This window comes from Bacillus sp. TH50, from assembly GCF_016650565.1.
Lineage (GTDB): Bacteria > Bacillota > Bacilli > Bacillales > Bacillaceae_G > Bacillus_A > Bacillus_A mycoides.
In genome coordinates, this window is the sequence record NZ_JAEKFM010000007.1 from 75,972 (window position 1) to 98,373 (window position 22,402).

Annotated in this window: 21 protein-coding genes, 1 pseudogene and 1 riboswitch; of the genes and pseudogenes, 14 read left to right on the top strand and 8 right to left on the bottom strand. The window is 34.3% G+C overall.

Annotation, left to right across the window (positions count from 1 at the left end; all coding sequences use genetic code 11):
* Positions 1-25: 25 nt before the first annotated feature.
* The gene (locus tag JFU23_RS17585) at positions 26-1,252 is read left to right on the top strand and encodes an ATP-binding protein (protein ID WP_201032375.1); all 1,227 of its coding nucleotides are present in this window, start codon (positions 26-28) and stop codon (positions 1,250-1,252) included.
* Between the two features lie 228 nt (positions 1,253-1,480).
* Positions 1,481-1,864 (top strand): hypothetical protein, encoded by a 384-nt coding sequence (locus tag JFU23_RS17590; RefSeq protein WP_033708170.1) that lies wholly within the window; start codon positions 1,481-1,483, stop codon positions 1,862-1,864.
* A 25-nt stretch (positions 1,865-1,889) separates the two neighbouring features.
* On the opposite strand, the gene JFU23_RS17595 is transcribed toward JFU23_RS17590, so the two are convergent.
* The gene (locus JFU23_RS17595) at positions 1,890-2,522 is read right to left on the bottom strand and encodes a cyclase family protein (protein ID WP_002091277.1); all 633 of its coding nucleotides are present in this window, start codon (positions 2,520-2,522) and stop codon (positions 1,890-1,892) included.
* A gap of 85 nt (positions 2,523-2,607) precedes the next feature.
* A riboswitch (SAM riboswitch) is annotated at positions 2,608-2,720 on the bottom strand.
* A gap of 149 nt (positions 2,721-2,869) precedes the next feature.
* On the opposite strand from JFU23_RS17595, the gene JFU23_RS17600 reads away from it, so the two are divergent.
* Both JFU23_RS17600 and JFU23_RS17605 read left to right on the top strand, forming a co-directional pair.
* Positions 2,870-3,979, top strand: a complete 1,110-nt coding sequence (locus JFU23_RS17600; protein WP_002186823.1) for a PRK06851 family protein — start codon at positions 2,870-2,872, stop codon at positions 3,977-3,979.
* A gap of 113 nt (positions 3,980-4,092) precedes the next feature.
* Entirely contained in the window at positions 4,093-4,875 is a 783-nt protein-coding gene (locus JFU23_RS17605) for a nucleotidyltransferase domain-containing protein (RefSeq protein ID WP_201032376.1), read from the top strand.
* Between the two features lie 134 nt (positions 4,876-5,009).
* On the opposite strand, the gene JFU23_RS17610 is transcribed toward JFU23_RS17605, so the two are convergent.
* Positions 5,010-6,311 (bottom strand): MFS transporter, encoded by a 1,302-nt coding sequence (locus JFU23_RS17610; RefSeq protein ID WP_201032377.1) that lies wholly within the window; start codon positions 6,309-6,311, stop codon positions 5,010-5,012.
* A 129-nt stretch (positions 6,312-6,440) separates the two neighbouring features.
* Positions 6,441-7,967, bottom strand: coding sequence for an FAD-dependent oxidoreductase (locus JFU23_RS17615; protein ID WP_201032378.1), 1,527 nt, complete (start codon positions 7,965-7,967; stop codon positions 6,441-6,443).
* A gap of 578 nt (positions 7,968-8,545) precedes the next feature.
* Here JFU23_RS17615 and desB point away from each other — a divergent pair.
* Positions 8,546-9,631, top strand: coding sequence for a Delta(10) desaturase DesB (gene desB, locus JFU23_RS17620; protein WP_002091268.1), 1,086 nt, complete (start codon positions 8,546-8,548; stop codon positions 9,629-9,631).
* A 50-nt stretch (positions 9,632-9,681) separates the two neighbouring features.
* On the opposite strand, the gene JFU23_RS17625 is transcribed toward desB, so the two are convergent.
* From JFU23_RS17625 to JFU23_RS17635, 3 genes are all read right to left on the bottom strand, one after another.
* Positions 9,682-10,374: an amino acid ABC transporter permease gene (locus JFU23_RS17625; RefSeq protein WP_002113621.1), complete on the bottom strand. Its 693-nt coding sequence runs from the start codon at positions 10,372-10,374 to the stop codon at positions 9,682-9,684.
* 93 nt (positions 10,375-10,467) lie between these two features.
* Positions 10,468-11,262: an ABC transporter substrate-binding protein gene (locus JFU23_RS17630; protein WP_002016697.1), complete on the bottom strand. Its 795-nt coding sequence runs from the start codon at positions 11,260-11,262 to the stop codon at positions 10,468-10,470.
* 121 nt (positions 11,263-11,383) lie between these two features.
* Entirely contained in the window at positions 11,384-12,106 is a 723-nt protein-coding gene (locus JFU23_RS17635; protein WP_002029539.1) for an amino acid ABC transporter ATP-binding protein, read from the bottom strand.
* Positions 12,107-12,481: 375 nt separating this feature from the next.
* Here JFU23_RS17635 and JFU23_RS31345 point away from each other — a divergent pair.
* Positions 12,482-12,667 (top strand): annotated as a pseudogene (locus tag JFU23_RS31345) (HAMP domain-containing protein); the annotation flags it as partial.
* 15 nt (positions 12,668-12,682) lie between these two features.
* Entirely contained in the window at positions 12,683-13,609 is a 927-nt protein-coding gene (locus tag JFU23_RS17640) for a methyl-accepting chemotaxis protein (RefSeq protein WP_429705361.1), read from the top strand.
* Positions 13,610-13,666: 57 nt separating this feature from the next.
* Here the strand turns inward: JFU23_RS17640 and JFU23_RS17645 are convergent, their stop codons facing one another.
* Positions 13,667-14,548, bottom strand: coding sequence for an IS3 family transposase (locus JFU23_RS17645; RefSeq protein ID WP_201031428.1), 882 nt, complete (start codon positions 14,546-14,548; stop codon positions 13,667-13,669).
* Positions 14,549-14,556: 8 nt separating this feature from the next.
* On the bottom strand, positions 14,557-14,853 hold the full coding sequence (locus JFU23_RS17650; protein ID WP_002170592.1) for a transposase: 297 nt from the start codon (positions 14,851-14,853) through the stop codon (positions 14,557-14,559).
* A gap of 213 nt (positions 14,854-15,066) precedes the next feature.
* Here JFU23_RS17650 and argR point away from each other — a divergent pair, with 213 nt between their 5' ends.
* The 7 genes from argR to JFU23_RS17685 all read left to right on the top strand — a co-directional run bounded on the left by argR (position 15,067) and on the right by JFU23_RS17685 (position 22,294).
* Positions 15,067-15,516 carry an arginine repressor gene (gene argR, locus JFU23_RS17655; RefSeq protein ID WP_000711835.1) on the top strand — a complete coding sequence of 150 codons (450 nt, stop codon included), beginning with the start codon at positions 15,067-15,069 and terminating at the stop codon, positions 15,514-15,516.
* Between the two features lie 269 nt (positions 15,517-15,785).
* Entirely contained in the window at positions 15,786-17,018 is a 1,233-nt protein-coding gene (gene arcA, locus JFU23_RS17660; RefSeq protein WP_002139467.1) for an arginine deiminase, read from the top strand.
* Positions 17,019-17,048: 30 nt separating this feature from the next.
* Entirely contained in the window at positions 17,049-18,047 is a 999-nt protein-coding gene (gene argF / locus JFU23_RS17665) for an ornithine carbamoyltransferase (RefSeq protein ID WP_000930304.1), read from the top strand.
* A gap of 99 nt (positions 18,048-18,146) precedes the next feature.
* Complete coding sequence (arcD, locus tag JFU23_RS17670) at positions 18,147-19,562, top strand: arginine-ornithine antiporter (RefSeq protein WP_137057420.1); 1,416 nt, start codon at positions 18,147-18,149, stop codon at positions 19,560-19,562.
* A 37-nt stretch (positions 19,563-19,599) separates the two neighbouring features.
* Positions 19,600-20,562, top strand: coding sequence for a carbamate kinase (gene arcC, locus JFU23_RS17675; protein ID WP_002139469.1), 963 nt, complete (start codon positions 19,600-19,602; stop codon positions 20,560-20,562).
* Positions 20,563-20,763: 201 nt separating this feature from the next.
* Positions 20,764-21,453, top strand: a complete 690-nt coding sequence (locus JFU23_RS17680; RefSeq protein WP_001081909.1) for a Crp/Fnr family transcriptional regulator — start codon at positions 20,764-20,766, stop codon at positions 21,451-21,453.
* 157 nt (positions 21,454-21,610) lie between these two features.
* Positions 21,611-22,294 carry an ABC transporter permease gene (locus tag JFU23_RS17685; protein WP_201032379.1) on the top strand — a complete coding sequence of 228 codons (684 nt, stop codon included), beginning with the start codon at positions 21,611-21,613 and terminating at the stop codon, positions 22,292-22,294.
* The last annotated feature ends 108 nt before the right edge of the window (positions 22,295-22,402 follow it).

Sequence of the window (22,402 nt, forward strand, 5' to 3'; positions counted from 1 at the left end):
TGTATCGATCAAGGGGAGTTTTCATATGAACAAATACAAGAGCTTGATTTATGAAGAAAGAGAAGCTTTAAAAGTATTTATATTATTATTCTATATTATATTCTTTTTATATGACGCTATATATTATTTTGTATATCCCGCTATGAATATTAATGGAACAACGGTAGGATGGCCAAAAGGTAGCCTTGGGATAGGTGTATATATATTTGTAATATCATTATTTCCTATTTCAATATATCTTCAAAAAAGAGGCTATGTATATTCTGTAAAATATTTATTTTTATTTGGTTACATGTTTATCAACCTTATTAATAATTTAATGATTTATTTGCGAACGGATAGGGCTTTTGAACATGGTAGTATGGTAGAAATGTTATTAATTTTATTTGCACCGGTTTTCGTGAACAGAAAATATTTTTATTTAGTTTCCTTTAGTGTAATTGGAAAGTACGTATTTTTTACATTGATATTACAAGATTTAAAAGTTGTGATTCCACTTGTTTTATGTATATTCTATTTCATTATTTCACATTCTTTGTTAAAACGATTTCAGTCTTATGTAAGAACGGTTGTTGAGATGATGAACAATATGAAAGAGACGGAAAATTTAGCTGTTATTGGGACAATGTCTACAACAATTGCTCACGAAATTCGAAATCCATTAACAGCTTTAAAAGGGTTTACGCAAATGCAAAAAGAAAGAAACCCTGCTGATACGATGAGCTATGACATTATGTTACAAGAAATTGAAAGGATTAACGGGTTTGTTAGTGAATTGATGTTATTAGGAAAACCGAAACCAACAAATTATGAATGGTGTAATATAGGGGACATCCTTTTATATGTTGTACAGTTAATGGAAAGCTATGCGACTCAATATAAAGTGAAATTTAATTTGCAAGTAGATGGAAATTTACCCGTTATAAATGGTGATGATAAGCAATTAAAACAAGTGTTGTTAAACATCATCAAAAATGGAATTGAATCGATGCCAGGAGGCGGGAATATTCGGATTCTGGCATATGAAAAAGCTGGAGAGAACTTGTGTATTTCTGTTGAAGATCAAGGTCTTGGGATAGAAAATGAGAAAATAGAAAAGATCGGAAAAGCTTTTTATACAACAAAAGAGAATGGTACAGGTCTTGGATTAATGATTACATATAAAATTATTGAAGAACATCAAGGGAGTATCGCGATTGAAAGTAGTATGGGGATAGGAACGAAAGTGGAAATTTATTTACCAACAGTGTAGTGCATTAGACGAAATTACTTTTCAGAAAAGTGTTCTTGTTGTGTAAATATAAACATTTTATAAAATGTTTCAAGAAGGGTTTTTTTATAAAAAACTTCGTTTATAATGGAGGAAAATATCGACATAGAGCTTTTAGCTCATGTAACGGTTCAGTAGTGTTATGAAAAGAAAAGAAGGGGTGCACGCGCATCCTTTTTTCTATGCGGATATGATGAAAGGGGTGGTATGATGGAATTAACATTAAATTCGACTGTATGTTTACACACGATTCAATTTCGAAAAGAGCAAAAGAACTATATTGTAAAAGATACGATTACAGGAGAGACATATGAAATGCCGCCACTTTGGATTGATGCACTAGCAATGATGCGTGACGGTTTTTTATTGGGAGAAATTGAGGAGAAATTAAAAGAAGAATATCCAGCAGAAGAAGTAAATATGGTAGCATTTACGAGGCAACTGTTAGAGCTAGAACTTGTCGAAATGGTAGATGGAGAAGAGATAGCTTGTACAAAGAAGAAAGATAAAGATTATTTAGCTTGGATACGACCGAGGGTGGAGCAATTCTTTTTTAACTTAAATAAAAAATATAAAAGCAAAGGTCAAAAGTGATCTTTGCTTTTTTTGTAGACCATGTTTAAAAAATAACAGCGAATGCCCTTGCGAAAGCACCGTCACTATTTTTAATTTTTAAAGGTGCTGCTGAGAAAAAGAATCGTTTCGCTTTAATGGCATCTAAGTTTGTTAAGTTTTCAATTAAGTAAATATTATTTCCTAACAGTATGTGATGAATCGGTGATGTTTCTGTCGTTACCTCATCAGGAGAAATAAAATCTAAACCGACAGATTTTACTTTTAATTGAACTAGTTCTTCAGCTAATTCTTCGGAAAGATAAAACGCTTCTTTCTCATAAGCTTCGGTATTCCATTTATTAGATAGATTGGAATGGAAAATGACAATATCGCCTTCTTTTATGTCGACAGTATGTAATACTTCCTTAGGTAATTTTCGCTCTTGAACATGAGTCACATCGATAAGAACAGCTTCGCCTACAAATTGATTTAGGGGTAATTGATCAATAGTGGTTGCGCCTGAAATGAAATGAGCAGGCGCATCACAATGCGTACCAACATGAACGACAGAATGAAAATTCGTAACTTGATAACCTGTTTCTTCAACGCTTGTAATGGCTTCTAGTTGGATTTTTGGTGTTCCAGGAAATTGAGACATATTATTTTCAAACGTTTGTGATAGATCAATTACTTTCATTTTACATACCTCCAATATATTTTTTTCAAATAATAAAAAGCCCATCCTTCATAATCAAGAAAGATGAGCTTTACATACTAGTTGAGTTTTATCCTGCAAAATGCAATGCATTTTGCAGGAATTAGCACCTATTCAGTTTGCATAAACTGAGGTTGCTAGGCTTCAAAGGACCGGTTCCTCAGCCTCTCTTGATAAAGGTTTATTCGATTTTAAATTCTGAATATTCGTGATATTTAAATTGTAATTCATTTCCTTTTTTCGTGCAATACAAATTAGGTGTTCACCCAAATAAAGTTGCTCGCATATTGTAGCTTATGTAAGTAGACTGTTGCGAAGGAGTGAGTGCAGTGACAGGGAATGTATTAAATTATTATGCCGGTGGAAATACAGCTAGAGGATTTCACAGCTTATACGAAGAGAATTTGAAGGGGCTAGACAGGTTGTTTATTTTAAAGGGAGGCCCAGGAACGGGAAAATCTTCTTTAATAAAGGCAATAGGGCGTGAATGGGTTGAAAAAGGATATGATATTGAACTTTTGCATTGTTCTTCTGATAATAAGTCAGTTGATGGGGTGATTATTCCGAAATTAAAAGTAGGAATTGTTGATGGAACATCACCGCATGTTATTGAGCCGAAAATGCCAGGAGTTATTGAAGAGTATATAAATTTAGGAGTTGCTTGGGACTCAGATAAATTAAGAAAGCAGAAGTTAGAAATTGAACGGTTTGTATTAGAAGCGGGCAAGGCTTTCAAATCTGCTTACGGATGTTTTAAAGAGGCGTTAGTTATACATGATGAGTGGGAGAAAATATATATTAATAACATTGATTTTAATAAAGCAAATGAACTAACAGAACAGCTAATTCAGAAATTATTTGCAGATAAAAAGGGAGAACAATCGATTGTGAAACATCGTTTTTTAGGAGCTGCTACACCGAAAGGAGCAGTTGATTTTGTTCCTAATTTAACAGAAGGATTACCACATCGTTATTTTATAAAAGGACGCCCGGGTTCTGGAAAATCAACAATGCTTAAAAAGTTATCGAAGGCAGCAGAAGAAAAAGGTTTTGACGTTGAAGTATATCATTGCGGATTTGACCCGAATAGTCTTGATATGGTTATCGTAAGAGAATTAGGATTTGCAATTTTTGATAGTACCGCACCACATGAATATTTTCCAAGTCGCGAAGGTGATGAGATTATAGATATGTATACTCTTATTGTTAAACCAGGGACGGATGAGAAGTATGCTACAGAAATTCGTGACGTTTCCATTCAATATAAAGCAAAAATGAATGAGGCAATGTCTTTCTTAGCAAAAGCAAAATCAGTTCGTGATAAATTAGAACGAATTTATATTGCTGCTATGGATTTTTCAAAAGTGGATGCATATAAAGAGGAAATTCAAAAAGAGTTTGAACGAATTACTGCTACTGTAATTGAAAAGAAAAAATAAGTACTTTATTGAGCTGTCAGAAATTGTCTGACAGCTGTTTTGGTATATAGTAAAATTAGTCGTATATTTGTCGAATTCCCAGGGAAATAATCAAAAAATGGAGATGGTATGAAATGAGAGAGAAAATTGAATTAGAACTAGAGCGAATTGAAAAAGAGAATGGTGTGAAAATTTTATTCGCTGTGGAATCAGGGAGTCGGGCGTGGGGGTTTCCATCGAAAGATAGTGATTATGATGTTAGGTTTGTTTATATACACCCTGTAGAATGGTATTTATCAATCCATGATAAGCGTGATGTAATCGAATATCCAATTAGTGATGATTTAGACATAAGTGGTTGGGATATTAAAAAGGCATTGCAACTATTCGCGAAGTCAAATCCAGCTTTACTTGAGTGGATTCGATCACCAATTTTTTATTCGAAAAACTCTAACTTTCCAGAGCAGCTTCAGCAAAAGAGTGAAAAGAATTTTGATCCAAAAGCAACGATATATCATTACTTACATATGGCTTCAAAAAATTATCGTGAATTTTTGCAAGGTGAAAATGTAAAGTTGAAAAAGTACTTTTATGTATTACGTCCTATTTTAGCCTGTCAGTGGCTAGAAGAGAAAGGGACATTACCTCCAGTAGAATTTGACCAATTACTTATAGAACTATCTATAGAACGTAGTGTATTGAATGAGATTGAGAAGTTGTTAGTAAAGAAAAAAGCGGGTACGGAATTAGATGTTGGATTGAAAGTTCAGGCGTTAAATCAATTTTTAGAAGAACAAATTGATTATTATCAGCAATACGTGAAAGGGATTGAAAAGGGATTAGGGATTGATATTGAGAGTTTGAATACATTATTTCGAGATATGTTGTTTGAAGTATATGAAAAAGAGCACAAGTGAGTTTGTGCTCTTTTTTATCCCGCATTAACGGGCAGTAAGACTCCCACCTCAAGATTCGGCTGGAGCGAAGAAGTTAGGTGGGAGGTCAACTGCCCGTAAACGCCCGATTGGTGAGGGCTGATTAAAGTTTCACTTTATTTTGTAGGAATAAAGAAAACAGATATAGCTGCGATAAGACCTGCAAAGGAGAATAAGTAAAAATTCCACGCCAAGTCATATTGCATTGTCATAATAATACCGACAAGAATAGGGCCAGCAATCGCACCAACTCGGCCAAGTCCAAGTCCCCAGCCTAAGGAGGTAGCTCGTATATGTGATGGGAAGTATTGTGTTACATAAGCATTTAATATTTGAGTAATACCGACTGATCCAATTCCAGCAAGACCAATTAAAAGATAAATGATTGTAACAGATGGTTTAATTGTTAATAGTCCAATACATATGGCTGCCATAAGATAGGAGATACTAATAACAATTTTTGCTCCTATACGATCGGCAATCGCCCCAGCAAATAATGCACCGATAGCTGCAGTAATATTTAGTATAAGTAGAAATGATAAACTAGATCCAAGAGGGTATCCTGCCTGGCGCATCATCTGTGGTAGCCAAGTATTTAAACCGTATATTAAAAACATTCCCATTATATAAGTGAGCCAAAAAAGTAGTGTTGCTTTTATGTAATCTTTTGAGAATAACGTAAGAAATCCATTTTTCTTTTGTATATTAGATGGTGTTTCAGGAATTTCATCTTTTACATGGAATACAATTTGAAAGCGATTAAGAATTTTATTTACTTCTTCTTGTCGATTTCGCGATAATAAAAATTGAATGGACTCAGGTAAATAACGAATAATGAAAGGAATGAGGAGTAGCGGAATCATTCCGATGCCAAACATAATTCTCCATCCGAAATCTTCTAGCATAAACATGGATAAAATAGCGCCTAACACGATACCTAAAGGATAGCCGGTAAACATAAGAGCATAAATAAAAGATTGCCGTTTTTTTGGTGAATATTCAACAGTAAGTGCTGAAGCCGTTGGGATAACACCGCCTAATCCGATTCCTCCGATAAATCGAGATAACCCAAATAATTCAGGAGAAGGAGCAATTGCAGCTAAGCCCATTGTGATAGAAAAAAGGGCTAAACAGCATATAAGTGTCCATTTTCGTCCAATTAGATCTGTAATGGTTCCAACTAGAATAGCACCAATAAACATCCCAAATAAAGCATAGCTGGCAATTGTTCCAGCGTGGGCTGGTGATAGTGCCCAGCTTTTGTCTTCTAGGAGCTTTGGCAGAACGGCGCCGTAAATACCTAAATCATATCCGTCAGCTAGAATGGCTAGCCAACAAATAAAAACAACAAGTTTTGTAATAGAACTTGAAAAGATAGTTTCTGTAGATTCTAGATGAGGTGGAGCAGAAGGTTGCATAGTATTCACTCCTTTTATTTGTAGATGAATATATTATTTTATTTAATGTTAATATTTCCCTGCGTATGTCGAAATTTATATGAAAAATAAAAAAGTTCAACAGGATTCCCGTTGAACTTCTTTGTTTTTTTATTCGTTATCAACTCGCTTTAATGGTTGATCTGCTGGACCTTCCATAACATCCCCATCAATTGAAAAACGGGAACCGTGACAAGGGCAATCCCAAGTACAATCACCGCTATTCCATTCAACTTCACAGCCGAGGTGTGTGCAAGTTGTATCGACGATATGTAATTTTCCTTCTTTATCTTTATAAGCACCTGCTCGTTTACCGTTGACATGTACAACAGAACCTTCGCCAACTTCAAGATTTTCTGGCTTACGTAATGCGGTTTCAATTTTTCCTTCAATTAAGTGTTTAGCAACATCAATGTTCTGAGAGAGGAAAGTTTTTATATCCGGATTTGCATGAAAGCGTGATGGTGCAAACAGTTCTTTATATGGGCTGTGGACTTTTAGAATGGAGTCCTTCAGTAAATGAGCTGCTGCAGTTCCAGTCGTCATTCCCCATTTACGATATCCAGTTGCCACAAATATATTTGGATTCCTTTCGTTAATATGTCCGATATAAGGGAGTTTATCTAGCGTGATTAAATCTTGCGCTGACCATCTATAAGGAATTTCATCTACTCCAAAAGTAGATTCAGCAAAGGAATATAGTGCATCATAATGAAGCATCGTATTAATTCCTTGGCCTGTTTTATGGCTCTCTCCGCCAATCAATATCAAATTTTCTCCATTGCTTGTCGTATAACGTATGGAGCGTTTTGGATCATCGATACTTAAATACATGCCCCCTGGATAATCCGTTTTTGCTTTTATTGCGAGGGCATAGGAGCGTTCTGCGTACATTCGCGTAAAGAAAAAGCTATTAGCATCATAAAAAGGAAAATGTGAACAAGAGACAATATATTTACAAGTGATGCGATGGTCACCCTTTGTAATAACTTGTGGATAATCTCCTTTTTCCACATCAATGGCTGTTGTTTGCTCATAAACTTTTCCGCCCATTTCCACAAACTTTTCTAAAAGTGTTTTTAAATAAAGGAGGGGATGGAATTGCGCTTGATTTTTCATCACAAGTGCAGATTGTACGGGAATAGGAATCGACAGGGATTGAACATAGTCACAAGGAATATTTAATTTTTGATAGGCTTCATATTCTTTCGTTAAATTTCGCAGGCCATTATTGGTAGTTGTATATAAATACGAATCTTCATTTGTGAAATTACAGTCGATTTTATATGTTTGTACAGTCTCGTTTATGAATTGTAGAGCTTTACTATTTGATTCGTAGTAAAGCCTGGCTTTTTCAACACCAAAATTGTTTATTAATTCATCATAAATAAGATCATGTTGAGCTGTTACTTTTGCGGTTGTATGCCCAGTTGTTCCATTTAAAACAGAACCAGAATCAATTAAAACGACTTTCATTCCTTCTTTAGCGAGTAAATAGGCGGTGGTAATGCCTGTAATACCAGCTCCGATAACAGCAACTTCTGTCTTTATATTTTCGGATAAATGAGGAAAAGTAGGAAATTGAGTAGATTCAATCCAATAGGATGATGGTAACTGCGGAAATGTGTCATCTGTCATTTTGAAAACCTCCAAATTAGAACAATTTTCCTTTTAATATTTCCATATTATATGGAATTCATGTATGTTGTTTTCGTAGCGTTTTATTTTTACTAAACGAAAGAAAAAATATTTTAATATAATTATTTTATTGGGGCAGTATGAAGAAGTAGGATTTATATAAAGCTAAATTCAAGTGATTCCATTTGTTGATTACATAGATAGTTCTTGAATAAGATAGAGTCTATATTGTTTAAGTGGATATGTATATATACCTGATAAAGCCTTATGAAATCTATGCTTTTTCTTTAGTGAAATAAAGTATAATTATAAAAATATAACCAACTTTTATTACTAGGTCATAAAAGTTGTTGACAATATAGAAATTCTATTGTTATGATTCATCATGTGGAAAGGTTGATAGAGAGTAAAAAGAGAAATGTTTTTCATTGATAATAAAAGCGAAAATTAAGTGACGATAGAGTGAGTATATTTTCCTTATGATAAATGCTTTTTGGATCACGTAGTAAAATCAATCTGGAAGCAAGAATTGATATATGCAAGTTGCGCGGGGCGCGGCATAAGAAAGGGGCAAAAGGATGAAGGAGCTTCATACGTTTGGGTGGTATGCAGCACGTGTAGCACCACATTTGCCGAAAAAAGCATTTAAACCAGTTCCTAATCGATTATTTGGTGGACTGGCTTATTTACTTGTGGCATTGGCTGGTTTAATAACGATCGGTGTATTTGAATTGAATGTGTGGGCAAATCTAGGAATTGCAATTGTTCTTGGATTATGTTTTGCTTCACTTGGATTTTTAGGACATGAAATTTTACATGGAACAGTTGTAAGAAAGGCATGGCTTCGTGATTTTTTAGGTGCGATAGCATTTATGCCATTATCAACTGGCCCAAAACTTTGGAGAAAGTGGCATAATGCAACGCATCATGTTCACACACAGCATGAAGAGAATGATCCAGATGCATGGCCGACATTTGAGAAACTGAAAAAGAGTAAGTTTTTGAGTTGGGTATATCGCATGCCTCTTCATGTACGTTCATTCTTTAGTTTCCTGTCACTAACAATTCAATTTACGTTACATTCGACTCGAATGTTCTTTCATTTTATAAAAGAATTTAAGTCATCCAATCAAAAATCTGTATGGCTTCAACTTCTTTTGCCCTGGACAGTTTGGATTAGTTTATTGTTTATTATGGGACCTACAAAGTGGTTCTTTGCATACGTGATTCCGTTGTTAATTGCTAACTTTATTGTAATGGCGTATATTGCAACAAATCACCGCTTAAATCCTATTGTTCCAGTAAATGATCCTTTAGCAAACTGTTTATCAGTAACAGTACCGCGCTGGGTAGACGTTTTACATTTCAATTTCTCATACCATACAGAACATCATCTGTTTCCTGCTATGAGTTCTAAATACTATCCATTAGTAAAAGATAAAATTAAAGAAATGTGGCCGGAACGCTATCACGAAATGCCGATGACAAAAGCTTTGGCAGCACTTTGGAATACACCACGTGTGTATTATCACGGAAGTGAATTAGTTGATCCGCATAGGGAGCATTTCTATGGTTCTTTAGGAAATGGATTGGATCCTCATAATATTTCATATCGTGAGGAACATATAGAGGAAAAAGAGACTATAAAAAAAGTAAATCAATAATAGACATATTTTACGATGAAAAAGCAAGCTCTCTTAGAGCTTGCTTTTTGTTATAAAGAGACTTCTTTCTTGTTCTTCGTCTTGACCTGGACAGAGTTATTTTCTTTTCGTTGAAGTCGTTTTTCTAGAAGACTAACAAGATAAGTAAATAGAAGAACTAGTGCGAGATAGTATACACCAACAATGATATATGTATCTAATTGCTGGAAGTTACCTGCGGCAATTGATAAACCGGATCCCCATAATTCGGACATTCCTACGTAAGCAACAAGTGAAGAATCTTTTAATCCAATAATAAATTGGTTCCCTAGAGGGGGAAGAGACAGACGAAATGCTTGTGGTAATATAATCCGGCGCATCGCTAAAGGGTAAGGCATCCCTAAAGAGCGAGCAGCTTCCAATTGTCCCCGGTCAACGGACTGAATAGATCCGCGGAAAATTTCAGTAATATATGCACCGTTATGAATTGCTAAAGCAATTGCTCCTGCCCAAAAAGGGGTAAAAACAACAACGGATGTAATCCCAAAATAGAGAATCGCGATTTGAACAATTAAAGGTGTACCACGAATAATGGCGATGTATACATGAGCAATACTATTTAAAACCTTATTGTTAGAGATTCGAAAGAAAGCGACTAGTAATCCAATTAGTGAACCGAGTAATAGGGATGTTAATGTTAATTGTAATGTGACAATAGTAGCCTTTAAGAGTGTGGGATAGGTAGAGATAAAAATTTCAAACATATGTGTCACCTCATATTGTATGGATTTTAGTAGGGAATGAAATACCCCACATAAAAAGTGGGGCATAATGTATGAAACATTTGACTAGCTAATTTACTTCGTTTTTTCCTCTTCACCGAGAATATTACGCCCAAACCATTTTTTACTGATCTTTTCATACGTACCATCTTTAATGATTTCATCTAAAGCTTTATTTACTTTCTCAACCATTTCTTTATCATCTTTACGAATAGCAATTCCCATTTCATCAAGATTTAATGGTTTTCCAGCTTCTTTTATATTTGATTTACCTTCTTTGATCATACGTAAACCGACCATTTGATCAGTGATTACTGCATCAATACGTCCAGGCTCTAAGTCCATAAGTGCCGTAATATCGCTATCATATTCTGTGATTTGATCTGTATGTTTTGCAACAAGGTCTTTAAAGGTACTAGCTTTTACAACACCAATTTTCTTACCTTTCAAATCTTCTGGAGAAGAGATAGATGTATTCTTTTTAGCCACAAAAATTTGGGCACCAGAACGATAATAAGGATTGGAGAAACTAACAGCTTTTAAGCGTTCTTCTGTAATTGCCATACTGCCCAATATAGCATCATATTTTTTCGATTGTAGACCTTGAATTAGCGTTTCCCATGGATTTGTAATAGGAGTGGGTTTCATATTCATTTTTTTCGCAAGTGCCTCACCAATTTCCACATCAAAACCGGCAAGCTTTCCGTCATTTTCTTTATAGTTAAAAGGTTTATATAAGCCACTCATCGCATAACGAAATTCTTTTTCACCATTTGAAGAAGTAGTAGCACTTTCCTTACTACAGGCTCCTAGTATGAAGGATGTACATAATGTAATACTCGCAACAATGGTTAATAGTTTTCTTTTCATAAAACCCCTCCTATATATTGATCATACGGATGGTTTTAAGTATGTTACTGAGATATTTTATTTGGACAATTAGTTGTGCACCGTATGAATGTATTTCTTTTCATTTGAAACAGAAGTTACATTATAAAACGTTGCGTAAAAATTGTTTTGCTCGTTCATGTGATGGAGCTGAAAAGAATTGTGCTGGCGGAGCGTCCTCTACAATCTTTCCGTCATCCATAAATATGACGCGATCAGCTACATCTCTTGCGAAATTCATTTCATGAGTAACAATAATCATGGTCATTCCTTCTTCAGCAAGTTCTTTCATAACTTGCAATACTTCTCCAACAAGTTCAGGGTCTAAGGCTGAGGTAGGTTCATCAAATAGCATAATTTTAGGGTTCATAGCAAGAGCTCGTGCAATCGCAACGCGTTGCTTTTGACCACCTGAAAGTAGGTGAGGAGTTACATCCGCCTTATCTTGTAGGCCGACTTTTTGTAGGAGTTGATTCCCAACATCCTTCGCGTCTGCTGTCTCCAATTTTTTTACGTGAATAGGAGCTTCTATGATGTTTTCTAGTGAGGTCATATGAGGAAAGAGGTTAAAGTGTTGAAAAACCATACCGACATTTTCACGGACTTTGTTTAAATTTGAATGCTTTGGATCAATTCGTTCACCTTGTAAGTGAATTTCACCTTCATCGTACATTTCTAAAAAGTTAAGACAGCGAAGTAATGTACTTTTGCCGGAACCACTGGCACCGATTAAAACAACAACTTCTTTTTCTTTTACTTCTAAATCAATTCCTTTTAAAACATCAAGTGAGCCGAATGATTTTACTAGATTTCGAACTTGAATCATACAAAACCCCCAGTCAAAAATATATTTACAAATGTTGCCCCGTATTTCTGTTATTAGTCATAAATTGTCAGAATCCTTTATTTTTTTCAGGGGGATTTAATATTCAAAGAAATAATGATTTTTAAAATCCTTATATCTTTCTATAACGAAAATATGGATAATAATATATAGGTAGTACTTATATTGCTTATAAGAAGGGGGAAAGAAGAGATGGGAAAAGAAAGAAAAACATTTTCTTTTGGCTTACGTACACAACTTATGCTATTCACTACAGTTTTAGCTTTAATTACATATTCAACAAGTTTAATTTTCATTTACGTTATATATGATTATTTTCAAAGTTATGTAAGTCAAACTGTTTATAATATTATCGTTATGTTATTAGGTGTAGTATGGTCTGGAATTTTAGCGTATGGGGCAGCAATATTTTTAATTAAACCACTTCGAAAGTTGGAAGAAGCAGCAAGGAAAGCGGCTGAAGGTGATATTCGTGAAGATGTCCCATTGCCAAAGACCGATGATGAGATTAAATCTTTAAGTGTTGCATTTAATATGATGCTAGGGAACTTAAGGGGCATGGTAAAAAATATCGATACTACATTTTCGTATACAAATAATCAAGTTCAGCAAATTAGAAAACAAACAGGTGAAGCGACAAAGCAAGCACAAGGTGTGTCTGAAACTCTTGCGGAGATTTCTTCCGGTGCCGAGCAATCAGCAGCATCGATTCAAGCGATCGTTTCTACTGTTGATACAACGACTTCTATTGCAAATGAAGTAGAAGGAAAAGCAAAACAGTCTGACGAGTTGTCTTCAGAAATGGTTCAAGCTTTAGGACAAAGTACACGTGTCTTTACTTCTTTAATTCAAGGTATTCAAACATTGGCGAGAGAAAATGAAGATTCGATGGAAAATGTACAGAAATTAGAAGAGCGAATGAAACAAGTTGAACATATTGTTTCTGTTGTGAGTGAGATTGCTAGTCAAACGAATTTATTAGCACTCAACGCTTCTATTGAGGCAGCTCGTGCAGGAGAGCATGGAAGGGGCTTTGCAGTTGTAGCAGAAGAAGTACGTAAACTTGCTGATGAAAGTGATCATTCCGCAAGAAATATATCGCAGTTATTACGGGATATGCAAGATGAAGTACAGCAAGTCGCATTGAAAATGACAGAGCAGGTGAAGACAGCTAAAGAAGAGGCGAAACGCGGAGAAGCTACAGAATTAATTTTAAAAGAAATGTCATCAAGTGTTATGGAAGTAGCCGATGCAACCAAGCAAATTAGTAGTTATATGAATGAACAAGCGAGTCACATTCATCAAACAGGAGCACAAACAAAGGCTGTAGCAGCAATTGCGGAAGAAACGTCAGCTGGTTCACAAGAAGTGGCACGTGTGACATTACAACAGTCTAAAAATATGATAGCAATCGATCAATTATTAAAAGACTTAGAGAAGCAATCAGCGGATTTAAAACAAACAATTGAACGGTTTTCAATGTAAAAGAGAAGAACAGAATGCAGTGCCCCCTGTCAAGTAGACAGTATTAAAAAAGCGCAACTAAGCAACCTGAGTTCTATATTTATATGGACTCAGGTTATTTAATTTCTTTTGAAATCTTTGATGATTATAAAAGTGCATATATTTACGCACGGCAAGTTTGACCTCATTCGCTTTATGGAAGGAGTGTAAATGAAAACACTCTGCCTTAAAGTGACTGAAGAAGTTTTCCATACAAGCATTATCCCAACAGTTGCCTCTTCGAGACATACTTGCCTTCATCTGATATTTTTTAAGTAATTGATTATATTGACGAGATGTATACTGGGACCCTTGATCACTATGTAAGAGGATTCCCTTCATATTTCGTTTTTTCTTTGCCTTTTTAAGTGTATCTAACACAAGTTTTAAGTCGTTTCTACGACTGGTTTCATAGGCAACAATCTCATTATTGTATAAATCCTTAATAGCGGATAAGTACAAGCGCTGTCCATTGAAAATCAAATAGGTAATATCGGTTACCCATTTCTCATTCGGTTTTGAAGCTTGAAACTCCCTATTTAGATGGTTCTCTGAAATCACATAAGCTTCTTTTTTTCCGTAATAAGGTCGTTTTTTCCTAATTACGGCTTTGATACCTAGTTCACTCATCAATCTTTGGATGCGTTTATGATTCAAATGAAGGTTATATGTGGCTTTCAGCCACACTTGTATTCTTCTATATCCATAAATTCCTCTTAATTTTTTATGACACTCCAATATCTTTTTCTTAATTTCGATATCCTCTGATTGTTTTTTTGAAGGCGTCGTATGCCGTTTTATCCATTTGTAGTACCCACTTCTGGTTACACCAGCAATATCGCATAGAATGGTCACTGTATAACCTGTTTTTGTCATTTCATGGATGACTTCGAATTTTTTCGTTTTGGATACGACTTTCATTCCTCCTTTTACATTCCTAAGAGCTTTTTTAACATTTCATTTTCCGCTTCTAATCGTCGGATCTTAGCTTCAGGATCTTCGGGTCTAACCCTTGGTCTACCTAAACCTGGTCCTTTCGCTTTACCGCGTTTTTCTTCTAGTCCTTTGATTCCTTCAGCTTCAAAGTATTTCACCCAACGACTTACAACCGAGTGATGAATACCCAATTCTTTCGCAATGGTTTTATAGCTCATGCCTTCTTTTAAGTATAAATCTATAGCTTTTTTCTTAAATTCTACATCGTAAGTGACTCTAATTTTTCCCATAAAAAAATCCCCTCCATAGTAAACAGGTTAATGTGCTTTCTTTTTCCTGTCTACTATAAGGGGATCATATCAGAATGCTGTTCTTCTCTTTTTTTAGCTAGATTTAATATCTACAGTTAAAAAGTATAAACTATGAACGTTTCCGCAACATTCTTTTCTGTCCCTTTCGGATGAAAATTATAGCGAGCTATAATATTAAAAGGGGTGTCTTTTATGAAAAAAGAAAAAAGACAACGATTAATTAAACAATTTGTAAAGGAGTATGAAATAGAGAAGCAAGAAAGATTAGTAGAATTGTTAGCAAAAAAAGATGTATTAGTAACACAAGCTACAGTTTCTCGAGATATTCGTGAGTTAAACTTAACGAAGGTACCTTCTCAAGAAGGATTAATGATATATAAATTTTTCTCAGAAGAGCATTTACAAACTGATATAAAGTTAAAGAAAAAATTACGAGAGGTTGTTGTAAAAATTGATTGTGTAGATCAATTAATGGTTATTAAAACATTACCCGGTAATGCACATGTTATTGGTGTTTTGTTTGATGAGTTAGATTGGAAAGAAAAAATAGGATGTATATGTGGAAATGATACATGCCTTATAATTTCTCAGTCGAAATCAGATAGGGAGATTTTAGAAGAAAGGTTAAATTTAATTATTTAGATGCAAAATCCTGTTTTTAATAAAAATTAAAAACAGGATTTTTTTAAAAATACGGAAGTTAAATATTCAGCATATATGCGTAATATATGTATTTTTTTATTGAAAAAGCGGGATGGAATGTTATAAAAATACAAATTTATATGATTTTTAAAAAATAACTTGTTTAATATTTCACAATGATAATGTAGATGTTTTCACAAAGATGAAAGCGCGTAGCATTTATTATGTACTTGTAAGACATCAAACATATTTAAAAGGAGGTACAACAAATGAAGCATCCGATACATGTTACTTCAGAAATTGGGGAATTACAAACAGTTTTATTAAAACGACCTGGTAAAGAAGTGGAAAACTTAACGCCAGATTATTTGCAACAATTATTATTTGACGATATTCCATACTTACCAATTATTCAAAAAGAGCATGATTATTTTGCACAAACATTACGCAATCGAGGTGTTGAAGTTCTTTATTTAGAAAAACTAGCTGCTGAGGCATTAGTAAATAAAAAACTTCGAGAAGAATTTGTTGATCGTATTTTAGAAGAAGGACAGGCTGACGTAAATGTTGCACATCAAACTTTAAAAGAATATTTACTTTCCTTTTCAAATGAAGAATTAGTTCAAAAAATTATGGGTGGTGTACGGAAAAACGAAATTGAAACAAGTAAGAAGACACATTTATACGAATTAATGGAAGATCATTATCCGTTTTACTTAGACCCAATGCCTAATTTATATTTTACTCGTGATCCAGCAGCTAGCGTGGGCGATGGTTTAACGATAAATAAGATGAGAGAACCGGCGCGTAGACGTGAATCATTATTCATGGAGTACATCATTAAATATCATCCAAGATTTGCAAATCACAATGTGCCAATTTGGCTAGATCGTGATTATAAGTTTCCGATTGAAGGTGGCGATGAGCTAATTTTAAATGAAGAAACAATTGCAATTGGAGTATCTGCCCGTACGTCAGCTAAAGCAATTGAACGTTTAGCTAAAAATCTTTTTAGCCGACAAAATAAAATTAAGAAAGTGTTAGCAATAGAAATTCCAAAATGCCGAGCATTTATGCATTTAGATACAGTGTTTACAATGGTTGATTATGACAAGTTTACAATTCACCCAGCCATTCAAGGGCCAAAAGGAAATATGAATATTTATATTTTAGAAAAAGGCCCAGATGTGGAAACTCTTAAAATTACACATCGTACTTCTTTAACGGAAGCATTAAAAGAGGTATTAGGTTTAAGTGAATTAGTTCTTATTCCTTGTGGAGGAGGAGATGCAATTGCTTCCGCTCGTGAACAATGGAATGACGGTTCTAATACATTAGCAATTGCGCCAGGTGTAGTTGTTACATATGATCGCAACTATGTATCCAATACGTTATTACGGGAACATGGTATAGAGGTCATTGAGGTGCTAAGTTCGGAATTATCTCGTGGTCGTGGGGGTCCACGTTGCATGAGTATGCCAATTGTTCGTAAAGATATTTAGTATAAATAACGGAGAAAGTAGGGATGAAGTATGTTAATGACTAGACCAAATTTAAAAGGAAGAAGCTTTCTAGCTGAAAAAGATTTTACACAAGAAGAATTATTATATTTTCTAGATTTAGCAGCAGAATTAAAAGAGAAAAAGAAAAACGGTGTCCCACATCATTATTTAGAAGGTAAAAATGTAGCGCTATTATTTGAAAAAACCTCTACTCGTACGCGATGTGCATTTACAGTAGCATGTACAGATTTGGGAGCGAACCCTGAATATTTAGGGAAAGGTGATATTCAGCTTGGGAAAAAAGAATCCGTAGAGGATACAGCAAAAGTGTTAGGACGCATGTTTGACGGAATTGAGTTTCGTGGATTTAATCATGAAACTGTAGAATCTTTAGCACAAAATTCTGGTGTGCCGGTTTGGAATGGATTAACAGATATGTGGCATCCAACACAAACACTTGCAGATTTATTAACAATTAGAGAACATGTAGGGAAATTAAAAAATGTGAAGCTCGTTTACGTTGGAGATGGACGAAATAATGTTGCTAATAGCTTACTAGTTGGTGGAGCGATCGTTGGAATGGACGTACGTATTTGTACACCGGAATCTTTATGGCCAGAGCAAGAAGTAATTGATTTAGCAAAAAAATATAATGAACAAGTAATGATAACAAGTAATGTGGAAGAAGCTGTTGCGAATGCAGATGTAATTTATACAGATGTATGGGTGTCTATGGGGGAAGAAGAAAAATTTGCTGAACGTGTCGAGTTATTGAAACCTTATCAAGTAAATATGAAAATGATTAAAGAAACAGGAAATGAAAATGTGATTTTCTTACATTGTTTACCTGCATTTCATGATGTTGAAACGATGTATGGTGAGGAAGTTTATGAAAAATATGGGTTGAGGGAAATGGAGGTAACTGACGAAGTATTCCGCAGTAAACATTCAAAAGTATTTGATCAGGCTGAAAATAGAATGCATACAATTAAAGCGGTTATGGCAGCTACTTTAGGAAACATGGAGTAAAGAAGAAAGGGAGTCTTCCTTTCTTCTTTCTCCTCCTTTAGACACTATCATTCACTATTGCTTTCGTATTGTTATTGCAATTAAAGAGAGGTGAGTGGAATGGGTGAAGATAAGAAATTAGGGTTGTTTACATTAACGGCACTTGTAGTGGGGTCTATGATTGGCGGTGGAGCATTTAATTTAGCAAGTGATATGGCAAAAGGTGCTGGTGCTGGAGCCATTATTATTGGTTGGGTTATAACAGGAATTGGGATGATTGCGCTTGGATTATCTTTTCAAAATCTAACTGTAAAACGGCCAGATTTAGATGGTGGTATTTTTAGCTATGCAAAAGCAGGATTTGGTAATTTTATAGGATTTAATAGTGCGTGGGGATATTGGCTATCTGCCTGGCTTGGTAATGTAGCTTACGGCACATTATTGTTTTCTTCATTAGGGTATTTCTTCCCAATCTTTGAAGGCGGTCAAAATGTAGCATCCATTATTGGTGCAAGCGTATTATTATGGTGTGTTCACATGTTAATTTTACGTGGAGTTCAATCAGCAGCACTTGTGAATTTAGTAACTACAATCGCAAAATTAGTACCTGTATTTGTATTTATTGTTATAGGAATCTTCGCGTTTCATATTGATACGTTCCTAGATGGGTTTTGGGGACAAACTGGTTCGTTTTCATGGGGAGCGGTTGGCAGCCAAGTTAAAAGTACAATGCTTGTAACTTTATGGGTGTTCATTGGGGTAGAAGGGGCTGTTGTTTTATCTAGTCGAGCAAAAAATAGAAGTGATGTAGGGAAAGCAACGGTTATTGGCTTAGTTGGTACACTCATCATTTACATTTTAATTACATTACTGTCTCTTGGACTTATGCAGCAAGCAGATATTGCTAATTTAAAAAATCCGTCTATGGCTTATTTATTTGAAAGTGTTGTTGGAAAATGGGGTGCTATCTTTATTAATTTAGGTTTAGTTATCTCTGTATTAGGTGCTTGGTTAGGTTGGACTTTACTCGCATCTGAAATTCCGTATTTGGCGGCTAAAGACGGAGTATTTCCAAAATGGTTTGCAAAAGAAAATAAAAATAAGGCTCCAATAAATTCATTATGGATAACAAATGGCTTAATTCAAATGTTCTTATTAACATTCGTTGTTTCCAATCAGGCGTATAACTTTGTATTCTCGTTAGCATCTTCAGCTATTTTAATCCCATATGCTTTTTCAGCATTTTATCAACTGAAGCATAGCTTAAAGTCTGAAGAAGTGGATCGAAATAAAAATATAATAATTGGTTTGATAGCAAGTATTTATGGTGTGTGGTTAGTTTATGCAGCTGGTTTAGAGTATTTATTATTAACAATGACTTTATATGCGCCAGGTATTTTTATTTTTTACAATGTTCAAAAGCAAAAGAGTTCGAAGCAAATATTTACTCGAGTGGAATTAGCATCATCGGTAGCAATTGGTGCTTTAGCATTCTTTGCGATTTATGGATTAATTACAGGCAGTATTACTTTATAAAGCGCTGTGAAAGCGAAATTAACTGGAGGGCTGAAATATGGCACGAAGAAAAATTGTAGTTGCACTAGGGGGAAATGCGATACAGTCTGGAAAAGCTACTGCAGGGGCACAGCAAGAAGCGTTAGAAAAAACAGCGGAACAACTTGTGAAAATAATGGAAAATGATGTAGATATAGTAATTGCGCATGGAAATGGCCCACAAGTGGGGAATATTTTATTACAGCAAAAAGCTGCAGAAACGGAAAAGACACCTGCAATGCCATTAGATACTTGTGGTGCAATGAGCCAAGGGATGATTGGATATTGGATGGAAAATGCGATTGAAAAGGCATTGAAAAAACGGAATATAAAAAAAGACGTAGCAACGGTTATAACACGCGTTGTCGTGGATGAAAAAGATGAGGCATTTAAAAATCCAACTAAACCAATTGGTCCTTTTTATACGGAAGAAGAAGCAAGAAGATTAATGGAAGAAACAAAAGCAGTGTTTAAAGAGGATGCTGGCAGAGGGTGGAGACGTGTTGTTCCATCACCGAAGCCTGTAAGTATTCATGAGCATAAAGTAATTAATTCTTTAGTTGAGGATGGAAATATAGTGATAGCTGTTGGTGGTGGTGGAATTCCAGTAATTGATTCCGAAGAAGGGTTAAAAGGAACTGAAGCGGTTATCGATAAAGATTTCGCTGCGCAGAAATTAGCTGAATTAGTAGATGCCGATACGCTCGTAATTTTAACTGCAGTTGATCATGTGTATGTAAATTATAATCAACTGAATCAAAAGAAATTAGAGCATGTCACAGTGAATCAATTAGAAGAATACATTGAAGAAAAACAATTTGCTGCGGGAAGTATGCTTCCAAAAATTGAAGCTGCTATTAATTTTGTTAATACAAATCCAAAAAGAAAAACAATTATTACGTCTTTAGAAAAAGTATATGAAGCACTAGAAGAAAAAGCTGGTACTATTATTTCTAAACAGAATGTATGCATGTATGTTTAAATAATTATGTACGCTATTTATTAGTAAAAAAAGAATGGAGTTAGTAACTTCATTCTTTTTATTTATTAATATTTTTTGTACTCATTGTTCATAAAGTTTTCATGATGAAATCCGAATATACAAGTTAATTATGATAAAATTTAATTTGAATACGCTTTCTTGATTTTTCGCTCCAACATACAGCAAGAGAGAGGGAATTTTATGAATAGACGGAACGTAGTTAAAGATTTAAAGCAATTTGAATTATTTGCTCATTTAACAGAAAAGAAATTGAAAGGTTTGACGGAGTTTGTCTATTGGCGAACTTATAAAAAGGGTCAATTTTTATTTTTAGAAGGGGATTCAAGAGAAAGAATTTACTTCATGTTAGATGGTTTTGTAAAGTTAGAGCGGGTAAATCAAAGTGGAAATTTATTATATGATGACTATGTAAAGCGGTATTCTATTTTTCCTTATGGTGGTATGTTTACAGACAGAGGATATAACTATACGGCAGAAGCGATGACAGATGTAGAAGTATATTATATTCCGACAGTAATTTTCGAAGATATGGTGAAATCTAGTAGGACGCAATTAATGTACGTTGTTCAGCAACTATCATCGATATTAAAACTAAACGAAAATCGAGTGCAAAATATTACAATTCCTAATGCACAAGATCGGGTCATTCAAACATTAAATTATTTAATGCAGGATTTAGGAGAACAGAGTGGCGAAACAATTGTAATTTCATGCCCACTTACAACAATTGAAATATCGAAAATATCTGGTACGTCTCGAGAGACGGTTAGCGGCGTATTAAAACAATTAAAAAATGATAGTATTGTTACAATTCTGGATAAAAAAATTACAATACATAACCCAACATATTTTGAGGAGATCTCTATGTGAAAATTGCATATTGATTTTCTAATTCATATTGTATATTAATAAGGTTCTTTATATATTTATAAGGAACTTTTTTACGTTATCCTCTATAAAATGATTGTATAGTATGGTAATAATAGCTAAAATCGATAATAAAAAAGCAAAGGGAAGGGGAGAAGGCATGGTTCGAATTGAGTATGATCGATTAGTAGCTATTTGTTACAGTATAGGGGTTTTGTTATTATTAAAAATTCCAAACGATAATGAATTAATTGGGGAAAAACTATTCAATTTCTATAATATTCCGGTATATACATATATTTATATGGATTATAAAGTTTCAAATATATTAATTGTTTCTTTCGTACTACATGTAATCGCATTTATATTATTTGTAAAATGGCTAGTAAAAAAGAAATCTAGTACATTTAGAACAATGAATAAGATAAAAGTAGTAGGCATTAGTATTTTGATTTTAATGATGCCGTTTATTCTAAATAACATCCTCCATACATTGAATAAAACATGGTACTACGCAGGAAAAACAGGAGTAGAGGCGATAGAATATAAAAAAGAAGATAGTCAGTGTAGAATGGAGAAAAATGGAGAGGATATCGAACAAAAGTGCATTGTGACTTTAAAAAATTATCGTAATCATTCACAGGCATTAAAAGTTGTTTTATATGATAATGTAAACGAGAATTCAAAAGGTTATCCAGTACCGAAACCAGTCTATTTACAAAAACATGAGACAAAGCAATTCGAATTTCAAATTCCTGTTGCTTATAATAGCGGTATTGAAAAAGATAAAGTACCAAACATTAAATTATATTCATTGCATAAAAATGATGAGAAATACAATTAATCCGTAATTGAAAGTTTATGAGTAGGAGCAATAATTTGAAACGATATAGAAAATCAACTTGAATCATCCAACATGCTGTGAGGTAACGGCATATTGGATGATTTTTTA

Excerpts from the sequence above, each read along its gene's own strand:
- JFU23_RS17590 (WP_033708170.1), top strand. The coding sequence starts at position 1,481 with ATGGAATTAACATTAAATTCGACTGTATGTTTACACACGATTCAATTT.
- JFU23_RS17610 (WP_201032377.1), bottom strand. The coding sequence starts at position 6,311 with ATGCAACCTTCTGCTCCACCTCATCTAGAATCTACAGAAACTATCTTT.
- JFU23_RS17585 (WP_201032375.1), top strand. The coding sequence starts at position 26 with ATGAACAAATACAAGAGCTTGATTTATGAAGAAAGAGAAGCTTTAAAA.
- JFU23_RS17595 (WP_002091277.1), bottom strand. The coding sequence starts at position 2,522 with ATGAAAGTAATTGATCTATCACAAACGTTTGAAAATAATATGTCTCAA.
- desB (WP_002091268.1), top strand. The coding sequence starts at position 8,546 with ATGAAGGAGCTTCATACGTTTGGGTGGTATGCAGCACGTGTAGCACCA.
- arcD (WP_137057420.1), top strand. The coding sequence starts at position 18,147 with ATGGGTGAAGATAAGAAATTAGGGTTGTTTACATTAACGGCACTTGTA.
- JFU23_RS17630 (WP_002016697.1), bottom strand. The coding sequence starts at position 11,262 with ATGAAAAGAAAACTATTAACCATTGTTGCGAGTATTACATTATGTACA.
- argF (WP_000930304.1), top strand. The coding sequence starts at position 17,049 with ATGTTAATGACTAGACCAAATTTAAAAGGAAGAAGCTTTCTAGCTGAA.
- JFU23_RS17635 (WP_002029539.1), bottom strand. The coding sequence starts at position 12,106 with ATGATTCAAGTTCGAAATCTAGTAAAATCATTCGGCTCACTTGATGTT.
- JFU23_RS17650 (WP_002170592.1), bottom strand. The coding sequence starts at position 14,853 with ATGGGAAAAATTAGAGTCACTTACGATGTAGAATTTAAGAAAAAAGCT.
- JFU23_RS17645 (WP_201031428.1), bottom strand. The coding sequence starts at position 14,548 with ATGAAAGTCGTATCCAAAACGAAAAAATTCGAAGTCATCCATGAAATG.
- JFU23_RS17605 (WP_201032376.1), top strand. The coding sequence starts at position 4,093 with ATGAGAGAGAAAATTGAATTAGAACTAGAGCGAATTGAAAAAGAGAAT.
- JFU23_RS17625 (WP_002113621.1), bottom strand. The coding sequence starts at position 10,374 with ATGTTTGAAATTTTTATCTCTACCTATCCCACACTCTTAAAGGCTACT.
- JFU23_RS17615 (WP_201032378.1), bottom strand. The coding sequence starts at position 7,967 with ATGACAGATGACACATTTCCGCAGTTACCATCATCCTATTGGATTGAA.
- JFU23_RS17640 (WP_429705361.1), top strand. The coding sequence starts at position 12,683 with ATGGTAAAAAATATCGATACTACATTTTCGTATACAAATAATCAAGTT.
- arcA (WP_002139467.1), top strand. The coding sequence starts at position 15,786 with ATGAAGCATCCGATACATGTTACTTCAGAAATTGGGGAATTACAAACA.
- argR (WP_000711835.1), top strand. The coding sequence starts at position 15,067 with ATGAAAAAAGAAAAAAGACAACGATTAATTAAACAATTTGTAAAGGAG.
- JFU23_RS17680 (WP_001081909.1), top strand. The coding sequence starts at position 20,764 with ATGAATAGACGGAACGTAGTTAAAGATTTAAAGCAATTTGAATTATTT.
- arcC (WP_002139469.1), top strand. The coding sequence starts at position 19,600 with ATGGCACGAAGAAAAATTGTAGTTGCACTAGGGGGAAATGCGATACAG.
- JFU23_RS17685 (WP_201032379.1), top strand. The coding sequence starts at position 21,611 with ATGGTTCGAATTGAGTATGATCGATTAGTAGCTATTTGTTACAGTATA.